The 25974-nt window shown below is 47.0% G+C and carries 11 protein-coding genes; all 11 read right to left on the bottom strand.

The genetic code is table 11. From position 1 onward, the window contains the following. Nucleotides 1-21 precede the first annotated feature (21 nt). Entirely contained in the window at nucleotides 22-5766 is a 5745-nt protein-coding gene (locus XBJ1_RS18985) for an inverse autotransporter beta domain-containing protein (RefSeq protein ID WP_012987658.1), read from the bottom strand. A 303-nt stretch (nucleotides 5767-6069) separates the two neighbouring features. Continuing rightward, entirely contained in the window at nucleotides 6070-6774 is a 705-nt protein-coding gene (locus XBJ1_RS04765; protein ID WP_012987657.1) for a tyrosine-type DNA invertase, read from the bottom strand. Nucleotides 6775-7396: 622 nt separating this feature from the next. Then, on the bottom strand, nucleotides 7397-7987 hold the full coding sequence (locus tag XBJ1_RS04760; RefSeq protein ID WP_012987656.1) for a TetR/AcrR family transcriptional regulator: 591 nt from the start codon (nucleotides 7985-7987) through the stop codon (nucleotides 7397-7399). A gap of 207 nt (nucleotides 7988-8194) precedes the next feature. Beyond that, on the bottom strand, nucleotides 8195-11278 hold the full coding sequence (locus XBJ1_RS04755; RefSeq protein WP_012987655.1) for an efflux RND transporter permease subunit: 3084 nt from the start codon (nucleotides 11276-11278) through the stop codon (nucleotides 8195-8197). Between the two features lies 1 nt (nucleotide 11279). Further along, complete coding sequence (locus tag XBJ1_RS04750) at nucleotides 11280-12386, bottom strand: efflux RND transporter periplasmic adaptor subunit (RefSeq protein ID WP_012987654.1); 1107 nt, start codon at nucleotides 12384-12386, stop codon at nucleotides 11280-11282. A 289-nt stretch (nucleotides 12387-12675) separates the two neighbouring features. Then, nucleotides 12676-17718 carry an inverse autotransporter beta domain-containing protein gene (locus tag XBJ1_RS18980; protein WP_012987653.1) on the bottom strand — a complete coding sequence of 1681 codons (5043 nt, stop codon included), beginning with the start codon at nucleotides 17716-17718 and terminating at the stop codon, nucleotides 12676-12678. Nucleotides 17719-18021: 303 nt separating this feature from the next. Then, entirely contained in the window at nucleotides 18022-18726 is a 705-nt protein-coding gene (locus XBJ1_RS04735; RefSeq protein WP_012987651.1) for a tyrosine-type DNA invertase, read from the bottom strand. 84 nt (nucleotides 18727-18810) lie between these two features. Further along, nucleotides 18811-19800 (bottom strand): GlxA family transcriptional regulator, encoded by a 990-nt coding sequence (locus tag XBJ1_RS04730; protein WP_012987650.1) that lies wholly within the window; start codon nucleotides 19798-19800, stop codon nucleotides 18811-18813. Between the two features lie 111 nt (nucleotides 19801-19911). Then, nucleotides 19912-22074 (bottom strand): type I secretion system permease/ATPase, encoded by a 2163-nt coding sequence (locus tag XBJ1_RS04725; RefSeq protein ID WP_012987649.1) that lies wholly within the window; start codon nucleotides 22072-22074, stop codon nucleotides 19912-19914. A 2-nt stretch (nucleotides 22075-22076) separates the two neighbouring features. Next, a complete protein-coding gene (locus tag XBJ1_RS04720; protein ID WP_012987648.1) occupies nucleotides 22077-23432 on the bottom strand; it encodes an HlyD family type I secretion periplasmic adaptor subunit in 1356 nt (451 codons plus the stop codon). After that, entirely contained in the window at nucleotides 23425-25482 is a 2058-nt protein-coding gene (locus tag XBJ1_RS04715) for a peptidase domain-containing ABC transporter (RefSeq protein WP_012987647.1), read from the bottom strand. The genes XBJ1_RS04720 and XBJ1_RS04715 overlap by 8 nt, the downstream gene beginning before the upstream one ends. Nucleotides 25483-25974 lie beyond the last annotated feature (492 nt).

The raw sequence follows: 25974 nt of genomic DNA, 5'->3' as shown, positions 1-25974 counted from the left end.
TTTTAAAATATAAATAAAGTCCTAGTTTTTAATGCGACAAATAATATGGAAATAATGACCAGTTTCTAATCTCCAAACGTCACCGTTATTAATATCTACAACTATATTCTTTGTTTCATATCCTTCCCCCACAATATTAGATGACCAGAACCAAAAGTTACCAATGTTATTGTTATTATTATCAAAATAATTAACAGGCCACCCATAACTGTTGTAAAGAGTCCCATTTGGATAAGCATTATGTATATCCATTAATTGATCGCTAGTGGGTAACTCTCCTAATTTATTGCAGTAATCTGCCGCTACACGCCATTGTGGGGTTACCCATAATTCGCGGTTTATTGTATCAGGAATATCATCCCTTTCCTCAGAATGTAATGGAGCCTCAGAATGTAATGGAGGCCGCGAGTATTTTTTTCCGTTAACTGTAATGTAATCTTCCATATGCCCCCAATAATTAGCCAGTGGTGTATCCGGGCTGGTAATCACGGTAAAAATAACATCCCATGTTTTGGTCAACGTCTGGTTGGCTCCGTCATGCACCTCTACCGACAGGGTGGTTCTTGTGCCAATACCGTTAGGGTCAGTGACATTGATAACGAGATGACCTTTTTCATCAGTATGGCCGCGGTAAGTATCCTCTTTACCCGCCAGTACACCTTCTTTCGCCTCCAGGTTTACTGTGACTGTGTCAGCTTTCTTCTGACGATTAATCGCCGTCATCTTAATTGTCACAGGGACACCCCCAACGGCTTGACCTCCGTTCTCAGTTTTGACCGTGAGCGTAATGGTTTTATCTCTTTCAACCTTAACCGCCATCGTGCCATCCGCATCCTTCTCAGGTTTATCCGGCGTTATCGTGAAGTCACTCGCCACGCCTTTCACCGTACCATCCAGGTTGCCTTCTAAATTATTGCCTTCATCAGCTTCCTGCCGTGTATCTCTGTTATATGATTTGCCACGCGCCAGTTTCGAACGGGCTTGTATCGCAACTTGGATGACTCGGCCACTGTCTTCCGGTTTCAGACGGTATCCGGGGATGGTATTGGTGTTATTTGGCGGGACAATATGATCCTTGTCATCACTATTAAATTGTTCCACCAGAAACTCGGGGGACTTATTGTAATCAGGGTCTCCTGCGGGATATTTGATACCCCATAAAAAGAGGGAGTTATCTTGGTCATGTCCGCCTTTAGCCTCAAATTTATACGTTGCAGTCAGTTCCTCATCAACCGCTAACTTACCGTGGATTTTCAGATCTGCAATGCCGGGGCCCCGGGAGGGGTCAATAATCTGCCCTATCGTATTACCGCCCTGAAGTTCATTACCTTCATTCTGACCGCTGTTCTTCAAAATATCAGTTCCTGGTTTGCTTCTGCCATTTTTGGGCGTCAAAACAATTTCCACAAATTTATCAATATCGTCGTCACTCAGCTTATAAGATTCGATCTGGCCCCCTTGACCATCGACAGTGCCTGTAGCGCCCTGTTTACTGATGTCTTCCGGCGTGCCGCCTATTGTTGCGACCCGCCTCCAGGTGTAGGTAGTTTTATCTTCCACATAACCGTTATTGGGCTCAAACTCATAAGTGGCTTTCAGGGTTGAATTTACAGATCGGTACCCGTGCAAGACTACATTCTTAATGGAAGGAATGGCATTAGGGTCAAGAATGGTGCCCGGTTTTGCCCCTTTGGGCGTGGTTTGGTTGATGTTGGTGTCCGTCATACCAATATCTACCGTTTTGGCTTCACCGACTTCGTTGTTTCCGTTAACGGGCTTAACGGTAATCGCCACCGTTTTCCCTGCATCCGCTTGCTCCAGCGTTCTGGTCACCTTGCCTGTTTTGTCCTGAGCATTCTTGCCGTTGTCCGGTACGGGCTGGTAATCGGCTGCCGGAGTCCCCTTGTCATGCCAGGCAAACTGGGAGAGGTCGGTGGCGTCACCGCCATTACCGTTAAAGGTATATTCGGCCGTAAGCGGCTGATTGATTTCCAAATCACCACTCAGGACAATCTTGTCGATACCGGGTTTGGCATCCGGATCTGCCACACCGCCTTTGCCATTCCCGCCCGTAAGGCCCTGGTTGGCTGCCGGGTCGGTTATATCCGTGGTCACCGGCGCTTTGGCCCGCAGGTTCGCCCCGTTAGCCGCCAGTATGGACACTTCCAGTACCTTACCGGCATCGCTGCGCGCAATAACATACTTCACTTTTTCATTATCCGCCGCGCCGGCGGTTACCCGGCCTTCGCCGTTTTTCTGCGTCAGTACCGGCTCTTTCACCCCGGCGGCATCCGCCAGTGCCATCACTTGTTTCGCGGTAGTGCCTTTATCTCCCCAGACATAGAACGAACGGTCAGTGGTATTACCGCCTTTGTCCTCAAACTGATAGCGGGCATACAGGGTTTCATTGATATGTAAAATGCCATTCAGTTGCAGATTGTTCACGGCCGGCGCTTTGTTTTCATTAAACTCAATTACCGTCTCCTTCTTCATCTCCGTGCCATCCACGGTGGTGGTCAGCGTCCAGTGGCCGGTTTTCTGGCCGGCGGTGACGACGACTTCATACACCCCGTCCGACACTTCTTTAACATCACCGATTTGTGGATCTTGGCCTTCTCCCGGTAATTGACCCGCCGCATTGACCCTGATGCTGTCTTTTGCCCCTGTAACGGGTTTGCCCTGTTTATCTTTCAGCACCACCCGTAAGGTTTTGGTGGAGACGCCATCTGCGGCCAGCGTGTTACTGCCATCCGCCAGTTCAATGGTGGAGCCCTGGGTATCCAGCACATCGGCCAGTGATTGCCCGAAGGTGAGGGTGGCCGGGCGTTTGAGCGGTTTACCGAACACCTCTGGCGTGAGGGTCCATTGGCCTTTTTTCGCGCCTGCCGTGACAGGGATTGCATAGGTGCCGCTGCCCGGCGGGATTTCCTTCGCTGTTCCGGTGGTCGGCATTTGCCCCTGACCGTACAGCTCATGGTTATCCGGGATCAGATTGATGCTGTTTTCCGCCCCGGTGATCGGGTTGCCATCCTTGTCTTTCAGGTTCAGCTTAATCACCGTGGTATCCCCTTCATTCGGCAGTTCCCCTTTTTCGGGGATAAACTCCGATTTATCCGGGTCAATCAGCTCCGCTTTCGAAGAACCGAAGGTGATTTCTGTTGGGGTATCCAGAGGCTTGCCGTCTATCCGGGTGGTGATTTTCCACTGGCCGGTTTTGTCGCCCGCTTTCACTTTGACCTTATAAATACCGCTGTTTTCCGGCTCTTCCCAGACTTTATCAATCGTCGGTTTGTTTTGGCCGTCACCCGACAGCTTATCGCCATTGTCTTCAAATGTGATACTGTCCTTCGCGTTAAGAATGGGCTTGCCGGATTTGTCCTTAAGATGGAGCGTCATGACGGTACTGTCTTCATTGTTGGCCGCGAGGATATTCGTCGCCGGCGTAAACGTTGAGCCGCCGGTATCGACAATGTCCGTCAGCGACTGGCCAAAGGTAATGATGGCCGGTTTCAGCGTTCTGCCTTCCACCGCCGGGGTGATTTTCCATGTCCCTTTTTTCTGACCTGCCGTCACCTTGGCCTTATAAATACCGCTGCCCGGCGGATCTTCTCTTACCGCGCCCAGTGAGGGAGCAGGGTTCTGGCCGTACAGTTCATTTTTATCATCGGTCAGGGTGATTTTATCCGCCGCTCCCGTGATCGGGTTGCCGTCCTTGTCTTTCAGGTTCAGGACGAGGTCTGTACTGTCGCCTTCCTGATTCAGGTTGCCATTTTCCGGCTTAAACTCGGTGCGATCGGTATCTATCATCTCCGCCAATGAAGAGCCAAAGTCAATAACAGTCGGTGTCAGCTCATGACCATCGATCGTGGGCGTGATTTTCCATTTACCGTGCTTGGTGCCGGCAGTCGCGGTGATTTCATAGATGCCGCTGCCTTCCGGAACTTCCCTGACTTCCGTACCCAGCTCAGGATCTTTACCGTCGCCGGTCAGTGTCGTTTTATCGTCGGTTAATTTGAGGTTACCCGCCACGCCGCTGACAGGCTTGCCGTCTTTGTCGGTCAGTTTCAGGCGGATAACCGTTTGGGTTTTACCGTCCGCCACCATCGATTTCTCCGCGGGTTCAAAGCCGGAACCGTCGGGATTGACGGCAGAAGAAACCACCTGTATCAGCGTTTCCATCCGCTCAGAGGCATTGCCCTGAGTGTCATAAGCGATGCCGGACAGGGTGTAGGTGTTGTTACCCTTGTCATGGAACGGCGGCAGGGTCAGCAGGTAACGGGTGCCCCCGCGAACCGGCGCCGCTGCCAGATTTTCTGCCCGTGCCGGTGCATTTACGCTGTCGAGTTTGCCGCCTCCCGCCACCAGACCGGCGGTATCCCAGACAATCTCTTTCAGGCCATGCTGGGCACTGACATTGACATTCAGCGGGATCACCGCGCCGCCGCGTCCGTTAATCCGGTTTTCCATCATCAGGCGGATCAGATTTTTCTTCCGGTATTCCAGTACAATCTGATTATTACGCTCCACCAAATCATAACGTCCGCCTTGCAGATTGCGTTTAAAGGCCACGGCATCCGGATCAACCTGTTTTGACCACGGTGTACCGATTTCATAATTCAGCCCCAGATTAAACAGGGTTTCACCGCCGCCGGAGGTACTCTGCCGGCGATCCAGACCCAGCGTTACCAGCGGGATCGGGGTATAACTGGCGCCCAGGGTAAAGGCGGCCGGATCTTTCTGCCGGCGCTCTTCACTCAGCAAACCGACTTCATCACCAAAGTACTGTTCATAAATTAACTTGCCGCCCAGCTGTGGATAGGAAGGCACATAACCTTCGGCACGCAGGTCAAAACCACTGGCCGGCCGTTCTTCGTAGTCTTTCAGTTTCTTGCCGTCTTTCCAGCCGCTGGCACGGAAATAGCCGTTCGCCCCGAATTTCATAAAATCACGGGCGTATTCAGCGCCGAGGCCAAAGCGGGTATGGTCACGGGTTATGTCGTGGTCAAGGAAAGCGTTATAGCCCAACATCCCGGTATCAAAGAAGTGACGCTGACCCAGCCCGAAGTTGGCGGTGGTGCGGCTGTCAATATGGCGCAGGCCGAACTGGGTAAAGGCCATCTGTTTTTCGGTGTCATAGAGCGGCAACAACATGTCGAACTGACTGCCGTCTAAGCGCCCGCGGTCATCCACATTGGCCTGTAACTTGACCGTGCCGTAGTGTTGCAGCCAGTTTTGCACGGTCTGATTGGCTTCACTCATTGCCATACCGCGTAACTGATTTTTGGCACTGTCCAGCACATGACCGCCTTTCAGCATGCCTGCCGCGCGGGAAGCGGTACTGGCCAGCCAGCGTTCGGTATTATTTTCAGTATGGCTTACCGGAGATTCGGCGGCGGCGGCTTGTGTCAGACTTTCAGCCAGTAAATGACCGGACGGAGATTTGGGCACGTCAATTTCATCTCCTGCGCCCAGAGCCGTAAAGGGTTTGTGGAAGGTACGAAGCTGGTTGAGTTTTTTCAATTCCGTCACGGTCAGGCCATGACGCTTGGCGACGGATTTAATACTTTCGCCCGCGGCCAGTCGGTAAGATTCAGTCTGTAATGTCTGTGGCCGGGTCGCCTGTGAATGCCTGGGGGTTTTGTCGGCGGCGACGGCGGGCGTGAAAACGCCGGCCACCGGAAAGGCAACCTGGGCAAAGATATTCACCCAAGCGACCTGCCTGAGCCGTTGTTGTGTTGTCCACTGCTTGCGTTGTTTTTTAAGCATCTTCAATCAACCTTCAGAATCAACATTATCCTCACCAGACGGGGGTTAACCCGCTGATGGCTTCGACTCATCCTGGAGTGCTGCTGCTATCCCCATAATGAGTTGACAATTAGTACCAAACTGTCAACTAAGGGGTTTTTATCTGAAAATGAGGAAATTGCAGAAAAACAAACCCGCTAAAGTGAACATTTTGGAGGATACGGCTTTCGAATTTGAACAAAGTACAGAATTAGAAAAATAACTAGGAAGATCAGTAAAAAAAGACGTGAACAACGCGGGGAGGAGTACTCTCAGACGGGGGATTTATTTAGGGTTTATTATCAATAAATTAGCGTAATTTTTGCAGGGAAGGAAAAAATTAACTACGGTTAAAATAAGCCTGCTTAAGTGAGTTGACAGTTTGGTACTAATTGTCAACTGTTTTCGTTTTCCTTTCCCGTCCCATACCGTCTCGAAGCGACCCGCATTACTCGCGGTGTAGCGCACGGTATGACGGATGTTTCTGTGCCCTAAATAGTCCTGAATCAGCCGGGTGTCTACGCCATTGTCTGCCAGTGCATAACCGCAGGCGTGCCTGAGCATGTGCGGATTCGCGCAAATCGACAATTTTGCCTTTAAACTGGTCTGGCGGATGATTTTATACACTTGCTGACGTGACATCCGCTGGCCGCTACGGGACAGGAATAACCAGTCTGAGACTTCGCTGTTGGCCTGTGGTGTCCCTGGCAGATAATTCGGGCGTCCCTTTAGCCACTGACGTAGCAGCTGAATCTCACGGGAGACCATTGGATGAATGGTGGAAAAGCCATTTTTCAGGCGCTGTACGCGCAGGCTGCGGCTGTCCAAATCCACATCTGACAGCTTTAGACTGAGGAGTTCAGACACCCGAAACCCATGAATAAACCCCATAAACATCATGCAGATATTGCGTGCCGCATGAGCATGTTTGCCTGATTCAGTCAGCAACATTTCAATTTCAGATTGCGTCAGGTACTTACGTTTTAACATGGCATTCGCCCCATAGCGTGATTAATCAGACAATAATTAAATGTAACATTGATCAGTGTTGCTGATTATTTACGGAGTGCAATGTCAGCCCGCAGAAAAACTCCCACTATGGTGATTTTTTGTCGGTATACAGGGAAATATGGGGAAATAGATCTTTGAATTCGCGGAAAAAATGAGGGTGGATGGTTGCACTGGTTTTCAGTAACCCGGCAAATCTATAATTTATTTTTAATAATCGAATTTATCAATAATAGTGGTAAGGGCGACTCTATGAAACTGGATCTTCGTACTGATCGTTTTAGTGGGTACGGTATAACTCTTGAGCAACTACGAGCCTTTGTGTATGTTACTAGGTGTTTGGTCCTAACATTTGATGGATTAGGATTTATCTCTAAAATAGCCTTTTAAATTAAATAATTAATTCGTTCAGCTTATTTCACACGGAATGACTATTTTGTTTTAATATGAAAAACACTCCTGGAAAATTTAAACTAGAAAGAAGAAGGTGAAATCAGTAACGGGTGTTAATTTTAAATCGATTGGGTATATAAATTATGGATGACAATATTTTTCGAGCCTTCTGATTAAGGCGCTGGCCTTAATCAGAAAATAGATACGGATATTATGATGCAAAAATTTTTCGTATTATGTAGGTAAAAGAATCCATACTATCAAGCCACTTAAAATTCGGCTCTACCAACTCTCTCCCTATCGCACCCCCGGCAGTTATCATTAGCCAGGATGCCGTCTGTTCTGCATTAATCTGTTTATCAATTTCCCCTGTTTCAATACCTTTACGGATTAATAGTGCTAAACGTTCCCGGATTTTTTTTTCATTTTCGATAAATATTTTATTAATTGTAGGGTTACGGCTAGCTTCAGCGATAATTTCGATGCTGAGACGTGCATAATCGGGTTGGTTATACAGGTGGATTAGGCTTATCATCATCTTTTCTATGGTTGCCATAACCGAGTTTTCATCATCATCGGTATGCAAGATTTTGTCATAGTCATGACTGTCTTCTTCTGCGATAGCTGCAATAATGGCGTTTTTGGTTGGGTAATAGTGAAACAGATTACCTGGGCTCATGCCTGCTGCCTTGCAGATTTCTGCTGTGGATGTTGCATGAAATCCTTTCTCTATAAAACAGGAGATGGCAGCATCAATGATTTGTTTGCGTTTAGCGCGCTGTTTTTCTGTCTGTTTTGACAAAACATATTCCTCCAAAAGATCGGATATAAAAAATTAGATTAATTACTCTATCTAATGTTCGGATGTTATTATACAGACTAAATGTTTATTCTTCTTATTTAATCGTCAGAAATAGTTTTATAAGTATTACACACATAAAGTTGCTTAAATATTATTAATGTCCGGCTGTTAATTTGCACAAAAACATGCCGGACATAAAATAATCTGTCAGTGATAATCGATATCGTCTTTCGTTACTGAGGTCAATTTTTTAAGGTATGGAGTAATAAAGTTTTTAAAATCATCCATATAACTGTAAATAACTGGTACAAACAGTAAACTAAGTAAAGTTGAACTGAGTAGTCCCCCAATAACCGAGATTGCCATCGGCGCCCGGAAACTGGCATCCGCGCCGCTGGTAATGACCAGCGGGATCATGCCGGCAATCATGGCAATCGTTGTCATTATAATAGGTCTGACACGCTCTCTGCCTGCCTGAATAATGGCTTCATTTCGTGGCATACCGGTGCGGGATTTTTCGAGAATAAATTCAACCAATAATATTGAGTTTTTTGAGACTATGCCCATCAACATTAATATGCCGATAATAACGGGCAGATCAATGGCGGCGCCATAAATAAGTAATGCGATAATCGCACCACCGATAGCAAATGGCAGAGCAATTAAAATTGTCATTGGCTGTAAAAAATCTTTGAACAGAATAATCAGAATAGCCAGTACCATCATGATACTGAGTGTTATGGTCGTCGTGAAACGATCAAACATTTCATTCATATATTCAACTTCACCATACTCGACTCTTTTTACCTCTGGCGGCAATTTTTTCATTGTGGGCAATTCATTAATTTGTATATATGCTGTTCCGACCGCAATACCATTAAGATCTGCATCAATACTGGCTTTCCGCTGTCTGGCAATCCGTTCTATTTTGTCAGGGCCTGAGGCAAAAGAGATATTTGCCACCGATTTTACCGGAACATTGACGCCCGATATGCTATTTACGTACAGATCATTTAATACGGTCAGGTTATCCCTGTCTTCTTTGGATAATAAGACGCGGATCGGAACTTGCCTGTCTGGTAAGTTAAACTTAGCGACTCTGGAATTGATTTCACCTATTGTTGCCGTTCTGATTACTGAGCCAATCGCATCGGTTGTTACTCCAGCTCTGGCTGCTGTATCAATATTAGGCGTTATGATAATTTCCCGTCTTGGCAAGGGTTGCAAGAGCTTGATATTCTTCAATCCCTCTAACTGCATCATCTCTTTACGTAACTGCTCTATTGTCTGAGACAGAATTTCTGGGTTTTCACTGGCCAGAACAATCGAAATATCTCGGCTGCCACTACTATTGCCAAAGTTATATCGAATATCTGGAATCTCATTTAAGATAGGAATCAATGATTGCTCAAATTCTTTTTGTGACCAATCACGTTCACCCGTCGGTACTAAATTTATAATAATGTTACTCCTATTCTGGCTAATCTCACCAGAGGAGCCATCAACGCCGGCAACAGAGAAAATATCGATAATTTCTGGGCGGCCTTGCAGTTTCTTAATAATCTTCTGCAACGTTTCATCACTTTGTGCTGCTTGGGTGCCGGGGGGGGCTTCTACTTCTATTGTGGTGATACTAATATCCGCTTTAGGCATAAAACCCGAGGGTAACAGTGCTACCAGAGCTAATGATCCCAAAAGGAAGACGATGGCTAGCAACGACGCTGTTTTGCGGAATTTTAATGTTTTTTCAAGGATAGTAAGATATTTCTTTATCCATTTGGGTGTCTCTGTTTTATCCGTTTTCGGATGTTTTTTAGGCTGTAGGAGATAGGCGGACATCAGCGGAGTTACCAATCTGGCGACCAGTAATGATGATAATACTGCTGCTGATACGGTAATGCCGAAGGGAACAAAATATTTACCGATAAAACCACCAATAAAACTGACAGGCAGGAAAACAGCGACAATGGTAATAGTAATCGCGACTATTGCAAATCCGATTGCATCTGACGCTTTGATGGCGGCAATATAAGGTCTTTCACCTCTTTCAATATATTTCTCTATATTCTCTATTTCGACGATTGCATCATCAACTAAAATACCTATCACCAATGTTAATGCCAATAAAGTGATACTGTTCAGGGTGTAACCAAATAAATGCAGGATAAAAAATGCCGGTAGTATAGATAATGGCAGTGCAATGGCTGCAATCAATGTCGCTCGCCAGCTTTTGAGAAAGAAAAACACCACAATAACAGTTAGTATTGCACCTTCTATTAATGTCTGCATGGTCGAATTATAACTTGCCACCGTATATTTTACATTTGATGAAACAAGTTTAATACTGACATCCGGATACTCTTCTCCAGCCATTTGTAATGCCCGTACAACCCCTTTTTCTACCTCTGTATCACTTGAACCTTTAGCACGGAATACGGCGAAACCCACAACAATTTCATTATTTAAGCGGGCAATGGTGATGGTTTCTTTATGTGAATCTCTAATCGTGGCAATATCGCCTAATTTTATCCAATTATCGTTTGCTAAAGGAAGTTTTAATTGGTGTAAATAATCTATTTCATTTTTTGCACCTAAAATACGAATGGTATGATCTTGTCCTGCGACAACCATTTTTCCGCCAGGAATATTAACGTTATTTTGAAGTAATAACTGGTTAATATCCGCAACACTGATCTTCAAGGCAGCCATCTTTATCGGATCAGGTTCAATCAAAATTTCCTTATTTGTGCCACCCAGCCTCGTTATTTTTTGAACGCCGGGCACCATTAATAACTTTTTACTTAATTTGTCATCAACAAACCAAGATAAATCGGTCAAATTCTTATCTTTTGACTGAACCGCGTAATTCAGGATCGCGCTGCCCTCTACATCAATACGGCTGATTAGCGGTTCATCTATTGATTGAGGTAATTCCGAACGAATCTGTGTAATTTGCTCCCGGATATCATTTGTCGCAACATTCGGATCAATTTTTATATCAAACTCGATAATCGTGATGGATACGCCATCCGTTATTGTTGAGTTAATATGCCGAATGCCCGGCAATCCAGAAACCGCGCGTTCTATGGGTTGTGTAACCGCATTTTCCAATTCGGAAGGTGATGAGCCACTTTGTGTGACAGTCACAGTCACAACCGGAAAATTAATAACGGGGTTTGCATTGATAGGCAATTTTAAAAAGGAAAATAACCCAGCGATAGTGAGTGCCAGAAAAATAACAATCGTGGGAATAGGTTTTCTGATGGCCCATTCGGATAACTGATATTTCATCTTATTTTCCCTGTGGCATAATGGCAACAGTATCCATTTCTTGTAAGAATGGAGATGCAGAAACAATGATTTTATCTTTTGGCGATAAGCCAGACTTTATCTCAATCCAGTTATCAAAAATGCGCCCTGTATTAATTTCTTTTTTCTCTACGGCATTGTTTTTACCGACAACATAGACACTGGGTTTATTTTTATTTCCCATATTGACAGCACTATAAGGAATAGCATTGACTTTTTCTGGTTTAAGCTGAAATAAAGCATGGCCGAAATCCCCCAGTTTGACATCGGCGGGGACATTTTCGAGCGCAATTCTTATTTTTCCTATTTGGGTAACGGGATTAATTTTCGGCGAGATATATCTCACTTTGCCGGTTATTTTGCTGCCGGAAGTGAGAGAAATAGCCGCAGGTATTCCTGTGTTTATTTGTTTTAAAGCAGAAATATAGGCTTCAGCCGAGAATTCGTGCTGGTTATTTTCGATCAATTTAAACAGTTGACTGCTATCGGTTATCATACCTGCCATCGCAGTTCGTTCACTGATAACGCCTTCTCTGGGTGCAAATATGGTTGTTTTTGCCCGCTGGGTTTTTTCCCCTTCTAATTGTGCCTGTAACTGCCGGTATTCTGCTTTTGCCGCATTTAAGGCGGATGAGGATGAATTTGCCTGCATTTTGTATTTGTCAAATTCACTGGCAGAAATGACCCCTGTATTTACCAGTGGTTTTACACGCTTAAGTTCAGACTGTGCCTGATTACTCATCGCTTCATTCTGTTTTATCAAAGCCAGCGCTTTTTCCAGTTCCGCTTTGGCTTGTTTGACTTTTTCATCCTGAACCAGTGTTTCTAATGTAGCTAACACTTCACCTTTTTTGACATAGTCACCTTCTTCAACCAGCACTTCTGTGATGATATGCTGAGGAAGTGCCGGGCTTATCACAATCTCATTTTTTGCTACGATTGCTCCCAGTATTTTGATAGAGGGAGTGAACTGTACAGCCTGCATGGTTGTGGTTGAGACATGCATCTGCTCTTGGGGGGACTGGGCATTTGCAGTGGAAATGAACAGGGAAAAACAAACGCCAAGAAGAGATAGAAGATTTCTTGCCATTCCTCGTCCTTACAGTGATCACTTAGGTTAGTGTTGATATTTTAGATAGATTAGTCTATCTAAAAAATTCGTGCAACCGTGTTCTGTGTGAAAGATAGGCGAGGGCAGAGGGTAATTATTGTTTCAGGAAACTGGTGTGTAACATTCGAATTTATCGATGGTGATGTGCACATCGTTAACTATGGGAATTATCACTAATAAAAAATGAAGCCCCTATTTGTTGAGTATGCAACTTTCAGGGCTTGTTCCACCTTTATTAATTAATAGATTTTAAAATATAAATAAAGTCCTAGTTTTTAATGCGACAAATAACAGAGTAATCACCACCACCATGATTACCGGCGTTACCTGCACTTCCTTCTTTACCACTTATTATATCTACAACTGTTATATTAATATCTATATTTGGATTCCACAAACTAGATGACCATATGTTTAAACCAAATCCGTTGAGAGAATTAATAGGCCACCCATTAGTGTCGTAAAGAGTCCGATTTTGATAAGCATTATGTATATCCATTAATTGATCTCTAGTGGGTAACTCTCCTAATTTATTGCAGTAATCTTTCACTATAATCCACTGCGCCATTCCCCAAATTTCGCGGTTTCTTGTCAGCTTAGATTCACCATTTAACTCAGCATTTAATTGAGGCCGCGAGTATTTTATTCCGTTAAGTGTAATGTAATCTTCCATATGCCCCCAATAATTGGCCTTCGGCGTATCCGGACTGGTGAGTACGGTAAAAATAACATCCCATGTTTTGGTTAACGTCTGGTTGGCTTCGCCATTCACCTCTACCGACAGGGTGGTTCTTGTGCCAATACCGTTAGGGTCAGTGACATTGATAACCAGATAACCTTTTTCGTCAGTATGGCCGCGGTAAGTATCCTCTTTACCCGCCAGTACACCTTCTTTCGCCTCCAGGTTTACTGTGACCGTGTCAGCTTTCTTTTGACGATTAATCGCCGTCATCTTAATTGTCACAGGTATACCCCCAACGGCTTGACCTCCGTTCTCAGTTTTGACCGTGAGCGTAATGGTTTTATCTCTTTCAACCTTAACCGCCATCGTGCCATCCGCATCCTTCTCAGGTTTATCCGGCGTTATCGTGAAGTCACTCGCCACGCCTTTCACCGTACCATCCTTGTTGCCTTCTAAATTATTGCCTTCAGCAGCTTCCTGCCGTGTATCTCTGTTATATGACTTGCCACGCGCCAGTTTCGAACGGGCTTGTATCGCAACTTGGATGACTCGGCCACTGTCTTCCGGTTTCAAACGGTATCCCGGGATGGTATTGGTGTTATTTGGCGGGACAATATGATCCTTGTCATCACTATTAAATTGTTCCACCAGAAACTCGGGGGACTTATTGTAATCAGGGTCTCCTTCGGGATATTTGATACCCCATAAAAAGAGGGAGTTATCTTGGTCATGTCCGCCTTTAGCCTCAAATTTATACGTTGCAGTCAGTTCCTCATCAACCGCTAACTTACCGTGGATTTTCAGATCTGCAATGCCGGGGCCCCGGGAGGGGTCAATAATCTGCCCTATCGTATTACCGCCCTGAAGTTCATTACCTTCATTCTGACCGCTGTTCTTCAAAATATCAGTTCCTGGTTTGCTTCTGCCATTTTTGGGCGTCAAAACAATTTCCACAAATTTATCAATATCGTCGTCACTCAGCTTATAAGATTCGATCTGGCCCCCTTGACCATCGACAGTGCCTGTAGCGCCCTGTTTACTGATGTCTTCCGGCGTGCCGCCTATTGTTGCGACCCGCCTCCAGGTGTAGGTAGTTTTATCTTCCACATAACCGTTATTGGGCTCAAACTCATAAGTGGCTTTCAGGGTTGAATTTACAGATCGGTACCCGTGCAAGACTACATTCTTAATGGAAGGAATGGCATTAGGGTCAAGAATGGTGCCCGGTTTTGCCCCTTTGGGCGTGGTTTGGTTGATGTTGGTGTCCGTCATACCAATATCTACCGTTTTGGCTTCACCGACTTCGTTGTTTCCGTTAACGGGCTTAACGGTAATCGCCACCGTTTTCCCTGCATCCGCTTGCTCCAGCGTTCTGGTCACCTTGCCTGTTTTGTCCTGAGCATTCTTGCCGTTGTCCGGTACGGGCTGGTAATCGGCTGCCGGAGTCCCCTTGTCATGCCAGGCAAACTGGGAGAGGTCGGTGGCGTCACCGCCATTACCGTTAAAGGTATATTCGGCCGTAAGCGGCTGATTGATTTCCAAATCACCACTCAGGACAATCTTGTCGATACCGGGTTTGGCATCCGGATCTGCCACACCGCCTTTGCCATTCCCGCCCGTAAGGCCCCGGTTGGCTGCCGGGTCGGCTATATCCGTGGTCACCGGCGCTTTGGCCCGCAGGTTCGCCCCGTTAGCCGCCAGTATGGACACTTCCAGTACCTTACCGGCATCGCTGCGCGCAATAACATACTTCACTTTTTCATTATCCGCCGCGCCGGCGGTTACCCGGCCTTCGCCGTTTTTCTGCGCCAGTACCGGTTCTTTCACCCCGGCGGCATCCGCCAGTGCCATCACTTGTTTCGCGGTAGTGCCTTTATCTCCCCAGACATAGAACGAACGGTCAGCCGTATTACCGCCGTTGTCCTTAAACTGATAGCGGGCATGCAGGGTTTCATTGATATGTAAAATGCCATTCAGTTGCAGATTGTTCACGGCCGGCGCGTTGTTTTCATCAAACTCAATCACCGTCTCCTTCTTCATCTCCGTGCCATCCACGGTGGTGGTCAGCGTCCAGTGGCCGGTTTTCTGGCCGGCGGTGACGACGATTTCATACACCCCGTCCGACACTTCTTTAACATCGCCGATTTGTGGATCTTGGCCTTCTCCCGATAATTGACCGGCGGCATTGACCCTGATGCTGTCTTTTGCCCCCGTGACGGGTTTGCCCTGTTTATCTTTCAGCACCACCCGTAGGGTTTTGGTGGAAACGCCATCCGCGGGCAGCGGGCTACTGCCATCCGCCGGCTCAACGGTGGAGCTCTGGGTATCCAGCACATCGGCCAGTGATTGCCCGAAGGCAATGACGGCCGGTTTCAGCGTTTTGCCTTCCACCGCCGGGGTGATTTTCCATGTCCCTTTTTTCTGACCTGCCGTCACCTTGGCCTTATAAATACCGCTGCCCGGCGGATCTTCTCTTACCGCGCCCAGTGAGGGCGTGGGGTTCTGGCCGTACAGTTCATTTTTATCATCGGTCAGGGTGATTTTATCCGCCGCTCCCGTGATCGGGTTGCCGTCCTTGTCTTTCAGGTTCAGGACGAGGTCTGTACTGTCGCCTTCCTGATTCAGGTTGCCATTTTCCGGCTTAAACTCGGTGCGATCGGTATCTATCATCTCCGCCAATGAAGAGCCAAAGTCAATAACAGTCGGTGTCAGCTCATGACCATCGATCGTGGGCGTGATTTTCCATTTACCGTGCCTGGTGCCGGCAGTCGCGGTGATTTCATAGATGCCGCTGCCTTCCGGAACTTCCCTGACTTCCGTACCCAGCTCAGGATCTTTACCGTCGCCGGTCAGTGTCGTTTTATCGTCGGTTAATTTGAGGTTACCCGCCACGCCGCTGACAGGCTTGCCGTCTTTGTCGGTCAGTTTCAGGCGGATAACCGTTTGGGTTTTGCCGTCCGCCACCATCGATTTCTCAGCGGGTTCAAAGCCGGAACCGTCGGGATTGACGGCAGAAGAAACCACCTGTATCAGCGTTTCCATCCGTTCAGAGGCATTGCCCTGAGTGTCATAAGCGATGCCGGACAGGGTGTAGGTGTTGTTACCCTTGTCATGGAACGGCGGCAGGGTCAGCAGGTAACGGGTGCCCCCGCGAACCGGCTCCGCTGCCAGATTTTCTGCCCGTGTCGGTGCATTTACGCTGTCGAGTTTGCCGCCCCCCGCCACCAGACCGGCGGTATCCCAGACAATCTCTTTCAGGCCATGCTGGGCACTGACATTGACATTCAGCGGGATCACCGCGCCGCCGCGTCCGTTAATCCGGTTTTCCATCATCAGGCGGATCAGATTTTTCTTCCGGTATTCCAGTACAATCTGATTATTACGCTCCACCAAATCATAACGTCCGCCTTGCAGATTGCGTTTAAAGGCCACGGCATCCGGATCAACCTGTTTTGACCACGGTGTACCGATTTCATAATTCAGCCCCAGATTAAACAGGGTTTCACCGCCGCCGGAGGTACTCTGCCGGCGATCCAGACCCAGCGTCACCAGCGGGATCGGGGTATAACTGGCGCCGAGGGTAAAGGCGGCCGGATCTTTCTGCCGGCGATCTTCACTCAGCAAACCGACTTCATCACCAAAGTACTGCTCATAAATTAACTTGCCGCCCAGCTGTGGATAGGAAGGCACATAACCTTCGGCACGCAGGTCAAAACCACTGGCCGGCCGTTCTTCGTAGTCTTTCAGTTTCTTGCCGTCTTTCCAGCCGCTGGCACGGAAATAGCCGTTCGCCCCGAATTTCATAAAATCACGGGCGTATTCAGCGCCGAGGCCAAAGCGGGTATGGTCACGGGTTATGTCGTGGTCAAGGAAAGCGTTATAGCCCAACATCCCGGTATCAAAGAAGTGACGCTGACCCAGCCCGAAGTTGGCGGTGGTGCGGCTGTCAATATGGCGCAGGCCGAACTGGGTAAAGGCCATCTGTTTTTCGGTGTCATAAAGCGGTAACAACATGTCGAACTGACTGCCGTCTAAGCGCCCGCGGTCATCCACATTGGCCTGTAATTTGACCGTGCCGTAGTGTTGCAGCCAGTTTTGCACGGTCTGATTGGCTTCACTCATTGCCATACCGCGTAACTGATTTTTGGCACTGTCCAGCACATGACCGCCTTTCAGCATGCCTGCCGCGCGGGAAACGGTACTGGCCAGCCAGCGTTCGGTATTATTTTCAGTATGACCTGCCGGCGATTCGGCGGCGGCGGCTTGTGTCAGACTCTCAGCCAGTAAATGACCGGACGGAGATTTGGGCACGTCAATTTCATCTCCTGCGCCCAGAGCCGTAAAGGGCTTGTGGAAGGTACGAAGCTGGTTGAGTTTTTTCAATTCCGTTACGGTCAGGCCATGACGCTTGGCGACGGATTTAATACTTTCGCCCGCGGCCAGTCGGTAAGATTCAGTCTGTAATGTCTGTGGCCGGGTCGCCTGTGAATGCCCGGGGGTTTTGTCGGCGGCGACGGCGGGCGTGAAAACGCCGGCCACCGGAAAGGCAACCTGGGCAAAGATATTCACCCAAGCGACCTGCCTGAGCCGTTGTTGTGTTGTCCACTGCTTGCGTTGTTTTTTAAGCATCTTCAATCAACCTTCAGAATCAACATTATCCTCACCAGACGGGGGTTAACCCGCTGATGGCTTCGACTCATCCTGGAGTGCTGCTGCTATCCCCATAATGAGTTGACAATTAGTACCAAACTGTCAACTAAGGGGTTTTTATCTGAAAATGAGGAAGTCGCAGAAAAACAAACCCGCTAAAGTGAACATTTTGGAGGATACGTCTTTCGAATTTGAACAAAGTACAGGATTAGAAAATTATCTAGGAAGATCAGTAAAAAAAGACGTGAACAACGCGGGTGGGGGTATTCTCAGAAGGGGGATTTATTTAGGGTTTACTATCAATAAATTAGCGTAATTTTTGCGGGGAAGGAAAAAATTAACTACGGTTAAAATAAGCCTGTTTAAGTGAGTTGACAGTTTGGTACTAATTGTCAACTGTTTTCGTTTTCCTTTCCCGTCCCATACCGTCTCGAAGCGACCCGCATTACTCGCGGTGTAGCGCACGGTATGACGGATGTTTCTGTGCCCTAAATAGTCCTGAATCAGCCGGGTGTCTACGCCATTGTCTGCCAGTGCATAACCGCAGGCGTGCCTGAGCATGTGCGGATTCGCGCAAATCGACAATTTTGCCTTTAAACTGGTCTGGCGGATGATTTTATACACTTGCTGACGTGACATCCGCTGGCCGCTACGGGACAGGAATAACCAGTCTGAGACTTCGCTGTTGGCCTGTGGTGTCCCTGGCAAATAATTCGGGCGTCCCTTTAGCCACTGACGTAGCAGTTGAATCTCACGGGAGACCATTGGATGAATGGTGGAAAAGCCATTTTTCAGGCGCTGTACGCGCAGGCTGCGGCTGTCCAAATCCACATCTGACAGCTTTAGACTGAGGAGTTCAGACACCCGAAACCCATGAATAAATCCCATAAACATCATGCAGATATTGCGTGCCGCATGAGCATGTTTGCCTGATTCAGTCAGCAACATTTCAATTTCAGATTGCGTCAGGTACTTACGTTTTAACATGGCATTTGCCCCATAGCGTGATTAATCAGACAATAATTAAATGTAACATTGATCAGTGTTGCTGATTATTTACGGAGTGCAATGTCAGCCCGCAGAAAAATTCCCACTATGGTGATTTTTTTGGCGATACTCTTTCGGCGTCAGGCCATTGTAGCGTTTGAATAACTCTCTGAAATAACGGGTATCTTCGTAACCCACTTCATGGCTGATTTCTTCGATGGTTTTCTGGGACTTTTCCAGCCAGTGCTTGGCCTGTGACAAACGTATCTGCTGGATATACTGGATGGGGGTTTTTCCTGTGGCGATTTTGAAGCGCCGTTTCATTTGTCGTTCACAAAGGTGGATTCTATTGGCTAAATCAGCCACAGATAAAATTTCGGAAGGTGAGGTGTGCATCCAATCTTGCAGTTTGTGGATGAGAGAATCTGAATGTTGACGATAAGGGGCAAAACTGATGGAATCAGACGAAACTTTGGGGTCATGTTCGCCAAACAAGAATTGTGAACATTGTTCTCTGGCATATTGTCCGTAAATCAATTCAACAATACTCATCATACTTTTGCTGCATCCATAGGCACTGGAAATGCAGAAACGGTTATTGTCACGGGTGATTTTTTTGTCGGTATACAGGGAAATATGGGGAAATAGATCTTTGAATTCGCGGGAAAAATGAGGGTGAATGGTTGCGCTGGTTTTCAGTAACCCGGCTTTGGCAAGGATGAATGTGCCTGAGCAGACTGAAACGATAGGAATGTGCTTCTTATCCATCGCTTTGAGCCACTCTATTATTTCCGGTGAGCAGTATTGCGGCTGCCATACCGGGAAACCCAGAGAACCAACCAGAATAATATCGGGTTGTTGGCCGTGATAGAGATCGGAATGGGAAGTCGGGGTGGGTTCGGTCAACAGTCTGTTTGTCCCGCTCATTTCCTGGTTTGCTGGCGAGATAATGCGGACATGGGGAATGGGGCCGCCAATGGCATTGGCGGCGATGGTGAGTATTTCAATCGGCATAGCAACCGATGTCACCGAGGTATGAGAAAATACCAGAGCTGTGATAGCTAATTGTTTCATAGTTATATTCTCTTCCTTAAGAACATTTTTTATGTTGTGTTAATTTCGTTAAGAAATTAATTTTAAGCCGAAACAAGTTTCATGTCTTCAATGAATTCTCTATCGTGATAGTCATTCTGTTTGTTGATGCCAAAGTTGTGCATACAGTCCGTTTTGTTGCAATAGGTCATCATGGGAGCCAGATTCGACGATTGTTCCTTGATCTAAAACAAAAATTTTATCTGCATGGCGGATCGTATTCAGCCGATGGGCAATGCTGATAACCGTCCGGTTGTGGCGGATCTCGTCCAGATTGCTCATAATGGCTGCCTCGGATTCATAATCCAGCGCGGAAGTCGCTTCATCCAGAATCAGGATTTTGGGATCATTCAACAAGGCTCTTGCCAATGCGATACGCTGCCGTTGCCCACCGGAAAGATTGCTTCCTTTCTCCCCGACAGAATGGGCAAATTTATGCGGAAATTCATTGATGAAGTCAGTTGCACCCGCCAAAGTCGCCGCCCGGTAGACTTCTTCATCGCTGGCATTGGGTTTACACAGACGGATATTGTCCGCAATGCTGCCGGAAAACAGTATGCTTTCCTGCAATACCACGCTCATGTTACGTCGGAGTGATACGGGATCGGCGATCGCCAAATCCATACCATCGACCAGAACCTGACCATGCTGCGGCACATACAGGCGCTGTAACAACCGGGTCAGGGTACTTTTACCTGAACCCGATGGCCCCGTTATGCCAATAAATTCGCCCGCTTTGATGGTCAGTGACAGATTTGCCAGTACTTCGGGCGTATCTGCGTGATAGCGGAAGCGAATATTCCTGAACTCAATCTGGCCGGCAAGTTCAGGGGAAGCTGCCAGCCCCTGTTTGCTACTCTCCATTGGCTCATCAAGAATATCGCCGACCCGTCGCAAAGCGATCAAAGTATGCTGGAAATCCTGCCAGACTTGCGCCAGCCGTAAGATCGGCTGGGTGACGTGTCCTGCCAGCATATTGAAGGCAATTAACTCTCCGGGGGATAATTCGCCGTTAAGAACGCTTCTGACCCCCCACCATAGCAGTAATGCCGCTACGATTTTCTGGATCAACGCGATCCCCTGTCCGGCCGCAAGCCCACTTTTCTGGGCGGAAAAACGCCGGATCAATTGCTGGCTTAACACTTTTTGCCACTGGCGCAGAAAGCGTTTTTCTGTTGCGGTGGTCTTGATAGTTTCGATGCCCATGACGGATTCCGTCAGGAAACTGGTGGCATGGGCATCGGCTTCATATTCGGTTTCTACTTTGCGTCGGATGAGAGGTCCAATAGCGATCCAAAGCAGGAAATAGAGTGCCAGCGAACTGATTACGATCCCGGTCAATAGAGTGGAATAATGGAACATGACGCCAAGAAACAGGATGATGAAGATCAGGTCGAGTAGCAACATCAGGGTGGAGCCGGTCAGAAATTGGCGGATTTGTGCCATTTCTCTGACGCGCGCGATAATTTGTCCGGTTTGGCGTTGCTTGAAATAGGGCAGGGGTAATCCCACCAGATGGCGATAAAGCCTGCCGGAGAGTTCCGCGTTGATCTGGCTTGCCATATGTCCGAACACGGTATTGCGCAGAAAACCGTACAGGGGTTCTGCCACGGCCAGCGCCAGCATCGCCAGACCAAGAACATGCAGGCTGGATAAGCTGCGTCCGACCAGTACTTTGTCGATGACATTTTCAAACAGCAAAGGAGATGCCAGCGCAAAAAGTTGCAGCACAATGGCGAACAGGAAAATATCCCGCAACTGATTTTTCTGCCTGAAAATCGAAGGATAAAACCAGCTCAAGCCGAATTTGACTTGCTGTTTGGTCAGCGATTTATCTGCCACCAGCAGGATTTTATACTCACTGTGTTTAGCTTCGTCAGGTGTCGCCTGTGTGCCGTGCAATGGGCGTATTTCTTGTTTTTCCGTGATGGGATTGAGCACGGTAAACTGATCTGGGCTGACTTCGAGCAGCACCCACCAGCATTGACCCAATTCAATCAGTGCCGGTAAAGGCAACGTGGCTGCGGTATCGGCTGTCAGACGATCAAATTTGCTGTGCAGGCCTACGGCATCGATAGCTTCGCGTAGCTGCCAGTCTGTCAGCGTCAGGGAATCCAGACCCAGCGCATGATGCAATTGTCTGACGGAGGCAACCTTATGAAATTGTGTTCCCAGATAGGCGACACAATCCAGTGCGTGATTATTGGTGTGATCTTCCGTGTCTGTATCACTCGTAAAGGAAAATGCGTCAACCATGATTATTTTTCCCTCAACGCTTCAGACTGATATTCCTGAATCGGACTGAGCAGGTAATCAATCACCCGTCGTTGATCGGTTTTGATTTCTGCGGTGATGGACATCCCGGCGGTAATTTCGACAGGCTTACCATCAACGATGATATTGTTTTGTCTGAGGCTGATTTGCGCTGGAAAAACCAGACCCAGACGCCCATCCGTCGTGGAGTCACGTGAAATACTGAGCAGTTCGCCTTCGATGGTGCCATAGCGGGTATAAGGGAAGGCATCTACCTTAACCGTCACATGCTGGCCGGGGCGGACAAACCCGACATCTTTATTCAGGATCTGGATTTCCGCGAGTTGCACATGGTCATCCGGTACAATCACCATCAAATTCTGTGCAGGCTGTAAAACCGCGCCGAGGGTATGGACGCTCAATTGCTGAACCGTACCCGCCACAGGGGAACGCACGATCTCAAGGGCTTCTCGCTCCTGCATTTTGGAAAGCTCTTGTTTCAGCACGCCCAGTTGCATCTCTGCCTGCTTTTTTTTCTCAAACCATTCCCGCTCTTTTTGCATGTTGATCCCCTTTAACCGCTCTTCCAGACTCTTGTATTGGGTCATCAAGATGCCTAGTTCTGCTTTTTGTTGCGTGATCACCCGTTCTGTTTCCAGCAATTCTTTTTCCTGCTCCAGATACTCCACTCGGCTAATCACCTGCTTTTGGCTCAATATTTTTCGTGCCTGCAAGCGCTGATTGATATTTTGACGCAGGTTGGTCAGAGCCTGAATATCCCCGTTTTTGGCTTTTTGAGAAGAGAGATTGACGTTCATTTCAGCGTAAAGATTGGTGATAATGGCATCGAATTCATGTTTTTCATGCTCGTAATGCGTCTGGATTTTTTCCTGTTGGGAGAGAGTCTGCTGCTGAAAGAGAGGCAGTGATTCGGGATCATGCTTCCCGAGCAGTGCCTGATAGCGGATTTTCTCTTCGATCAGATATTCACGTTGTTCAAGTAGTCGTGTAACGTCCTGATTAACGCCGAGCGTATTCAGCATAAGCAGAGGGGCATTTTTTTCAATGTGCTGCCCATTTTGAATATGAATAGAGAGCAGACGGCTTTGTTCATAAGCCTGAATGACTTGGGAACGGCCGGAAGCGATCAGACGCCCGGTGGCGGTTGCCTGTACATCCAATTTTCCCAGATACGCCCATAGCAGTACCACCAGTACCCCGATACTCAAGGTGATCGCCGTATAACGGGCGAACGGGGAAGGAGGACGTTGTGACAAGGCCAGATGTGTGGGTAAAAAATCATAATGGGGCGAAGGAGTACGCAGGTTTTTAATCCCTTTGCGTAAGATGGCCTTAAACATGGGAAGTCACCTCCTGTTTCAGTTCCTGTTGCAATTGCCAGAGTTTTCGATACTGCTTGCCCTGTTGTAGCAGTTGTTCATGGCTACCTTGTTCAATAATTTGACCTTGGTGCAGTACAATGATTCGGTCGCACTGGCGTACCGTGGAGAGTCGATGGGCGATGGTAATGACCGTTCTGCCCTGCGCAATGTCCGCCATATTGGATTGAATAATCGATTGTGACTCATCATCCAGTGCGCTGGTGGCTTCATCAAGGATCAGAATGGTGGGATCAGACAGCAGGGTTCTGGCAATGGCCAGACGCTGTCGCTGCCCGCCGGAGAGGGATTGGCCGCCTTCCGCGATGATAGTGTCGTACCCCATCGGCAGCTTGAGAATAAAATCGTGTGCCCCCGCCAGTCTGGCCGCTTCAATAATATCAGACAGAGGAGCATCGGGTCGTGATTGGGCAATGTTTTCATGTACGGTTTTATTAAACAGAAAATTTTCTTGTAACACGATGCCTATTTGCTGTCTCAGAGATTCAATATTGAACTCCTGCAATGGAATGCCATCCAGTGTGATGGTGCCATGTTCCGGGGTATAAAGCCGAAGTAACAGGCGCGCGAGGGTACTTTTTCCAGAACCGGATGTTCCTACTACGCCAAGCGTTTCTCCTGCCCGGATATCCAGCGTAAAACGGTTGATGGTTGGGGAGAGATCGGGCTGATAGCGAAATACGATATCAGAGAATGAAATAGCACCCTGCAATGAGACTCGCTCTTTGCCTGACTGCTGTTCTGTCGGCAGATTCAACATATCCCCCAGTTTATCAATGGCAATACGTGAGCGGATAAATTGCCCCCAGAGTTGCACCAACTTGGCCAGGGGTTGCTGGGTATGGCTGACCATCATATTGAACGCGATCAACTGGCCGATGGTCATGTGCAGGGAGAGTACTTCGGAGGCACCAAGCCAGATAATGACCGCACTGGTGACTTTTTGTAACAGCATCACAAGATGGCTGGAGCGGTTATCCCATTGCTGCACATCATAACTGGTACTCACCATATTCTCGGTCTGGCTATCCCAGCGCCGGATAAAGCGGGGTTCCGCTGCCAGGCTTTTCAGTGTCTCGGCACCGGCGACGGTTTCGGTCAGGAAAGAGGTATTGATCGCAGCATGAATGAATTGCTTTTCGACTGCTTTCTCGATTTTGGGCGTGACCCACCATGCCAGCAGACCATAGAAAGGGATGGTAGCCAAAAACAGCAAAGTCAGTGTGCCGGATAGCAGGCTCATCACGTAAATGAATACGAACATAAACAGGACATCAATACACAGGGTGAACATGGAACCGGTTAAAAACTCCCGTACGGTTTCGAGTTCACGTACCCGCGTCACAATTGCTCCCACTTGGCGGGATTTGAAAAACAGCAAAGGCAGGCCAAGTAGGTGCCGAACCAGTTTTAAGCCCAGTTTGATATCAATGCGATTGGCTGTATGGGCATACTGATATTCGCGTAGCCCACGTAGAACCACTTCAATCAGGCTTGCAGCCACCAGACCAAAAATCAACACATCTAAGGTGGATAACGCCTGATGAACCAGTACCTTGTCCATGACAACCTGCACGACCAAAGGAGAAATCAACGCTAAAATTTGCAAAATGAACGAAAACAGCAGAATTTCAGTCAGATTCTTCCTTTGCCGGATAAATTCGGGAATAAACCAACGGATATTGAATTGGTTACTTTTTTGTTTTATTTTTATCCAGCGTCCGCTCCATAAACGGATAAAGCTTTCTTTATCCAATATTTCAGGCGCTTCCTGATTAGGTTTTTGAATCAATACTCGTTGCTCATCATGTTTTGCTAAAATAAAGGGATGCCCATTATCATCGAACAGAATAGCGGGTAAAGATAATGTGTTTAACTTCTTATTTACTGAACGTTTATTTTTAATGGAAACATGATGTTCTTTCTTTAATTTATTTAAAGTAAAAAGATAATCATCATTATTATTTATGTTTTTATCGGGTATGATAATGGGTTTACCATTAGATATCATTATTATTAATTTAATTAATGATATTGTTGTTTTTTCTATTTCATTCATATGGGTAAATTTATTTTAATAAAAACCAAAACCCAAATTAAGGAAAGAACCAGAAGAAGAGTATGGTATTTCTTTATAAGATAATCTTAATAAATACGATAAAAGGTATTATCTGTTATCAATGAGTATATCATGGTTGGTAATTAGGACAAAATGTGGTGGTTAAACAGACATTATTATTTTTATATGTTGATTTTAAAAAGCAAATAGATATATTTTCGTTCAAGCAGTCGATAAATCATTTGTTTTCTAATAACCTATTTTTTCTGAGTTTAGGTAGCGTTTAAAATCTGTGTGTACTCATTCCTAATTTTTTAACAAATGTTGTGTTCATGTTGTTTTTGTCTGGTATTTTATATTCAAGTTGATCGCAACAACGAGATTTAATGATAAATAAAACCATAACGATATAGGTTTTTAATCATTTAATTTAATATATTTGCA

This window comes from Xenorhabdus bovienii SS-2004, assembly GCF_000027225.1.
In the GTDB taxonomy this organism is placed as follows: Bacteria; Pseudomonadota; Gammaproteobacteria; order Enterobacterales; family Enterobacteriaceae; genus Xenorhabdus; species Xenorhabdus bovienii_C.
The sequence above is the reverse complement of the archived record's forward strand: the minus strand, read 5'-3'. Positions and strand labels throughout refer to the sequence as shown.

Excerpts from the sequence above, each read along its gene's own strand:
- XBJ1_RS04765 (WP_012987657.1), bottom strand. The coding sequence starts at position 6,774 with ATGTTAAAACGTAAGTACCTGACGCAATCTGAAATTGAAATGTTGCTG.
- XBJ1_RS04750 (WP_012987654.1), bottom strand. The coding sequence starts at position 12,386 with ATGGCAAGAAATCTTCTATCTCTTCTTGGCGTTTGTTTTTCCCTGTTC.
- XBJ1_RS04735 (WP_012987651.1), bottom strand. The coding sequence starts at position 18,726 with ATGTTAAAACGTAAGTACCTGACGCAATCTGAAATTGAAATGTTGCTG.
- XBJ1_RS18980 (WP_012987653.1), bottom strand. The coding sequence starts at position 17,718 with ATGCTTAAAAAACAACGCAAGCAGTGGACAACACAACAACGGCTCAGG.
- XBJ1_RS04725 (WP_012987649.1), bottom strand. The coding sequence starts at position 22,074 with ATGGTTGACGCATTTTCCTTTACGAGTGATACAGACACGGAAGATCAC.
- XBJ1_RS04720 (WP_012987648.1), bottom strand. The coding sequence starts at position 23,432 with ATGTTTAAGGCCATCTTACGCAAAGGGATTAAAAACCTGCGTACTCCT.
- XBJ1_RS04715 (WP_012987647.1), bottom strand. The coding sequence starts at position 25,482 with ATGATATCTAATGGTAAACCCATTATCATACCCGATAAAAACATAAAT.
- XBJ1_RS04730 (WP_012987650.1), bottom strand. The coding sequence starts at position 19,800 with ATGAAACAATTAGCTATCACAGCTCTGGTATTTTCTCATACCTCGGTG.
- XBJ1_RS04755 (WP_012987655.1), bottom strand. The coding sequence starts at position 11,278 with ATGAAATATCAGTTATCCGAATGGGCCATCAGAAAACCTATTCCCACG.
- XBJ1_RS18985 (WP_012987658.1), bottom strand. The coding sequence starts at position 5,766 with ATGCTTAAAAAACAACGCAAGCAGTGGACAACACAACAACGGCTCAGG.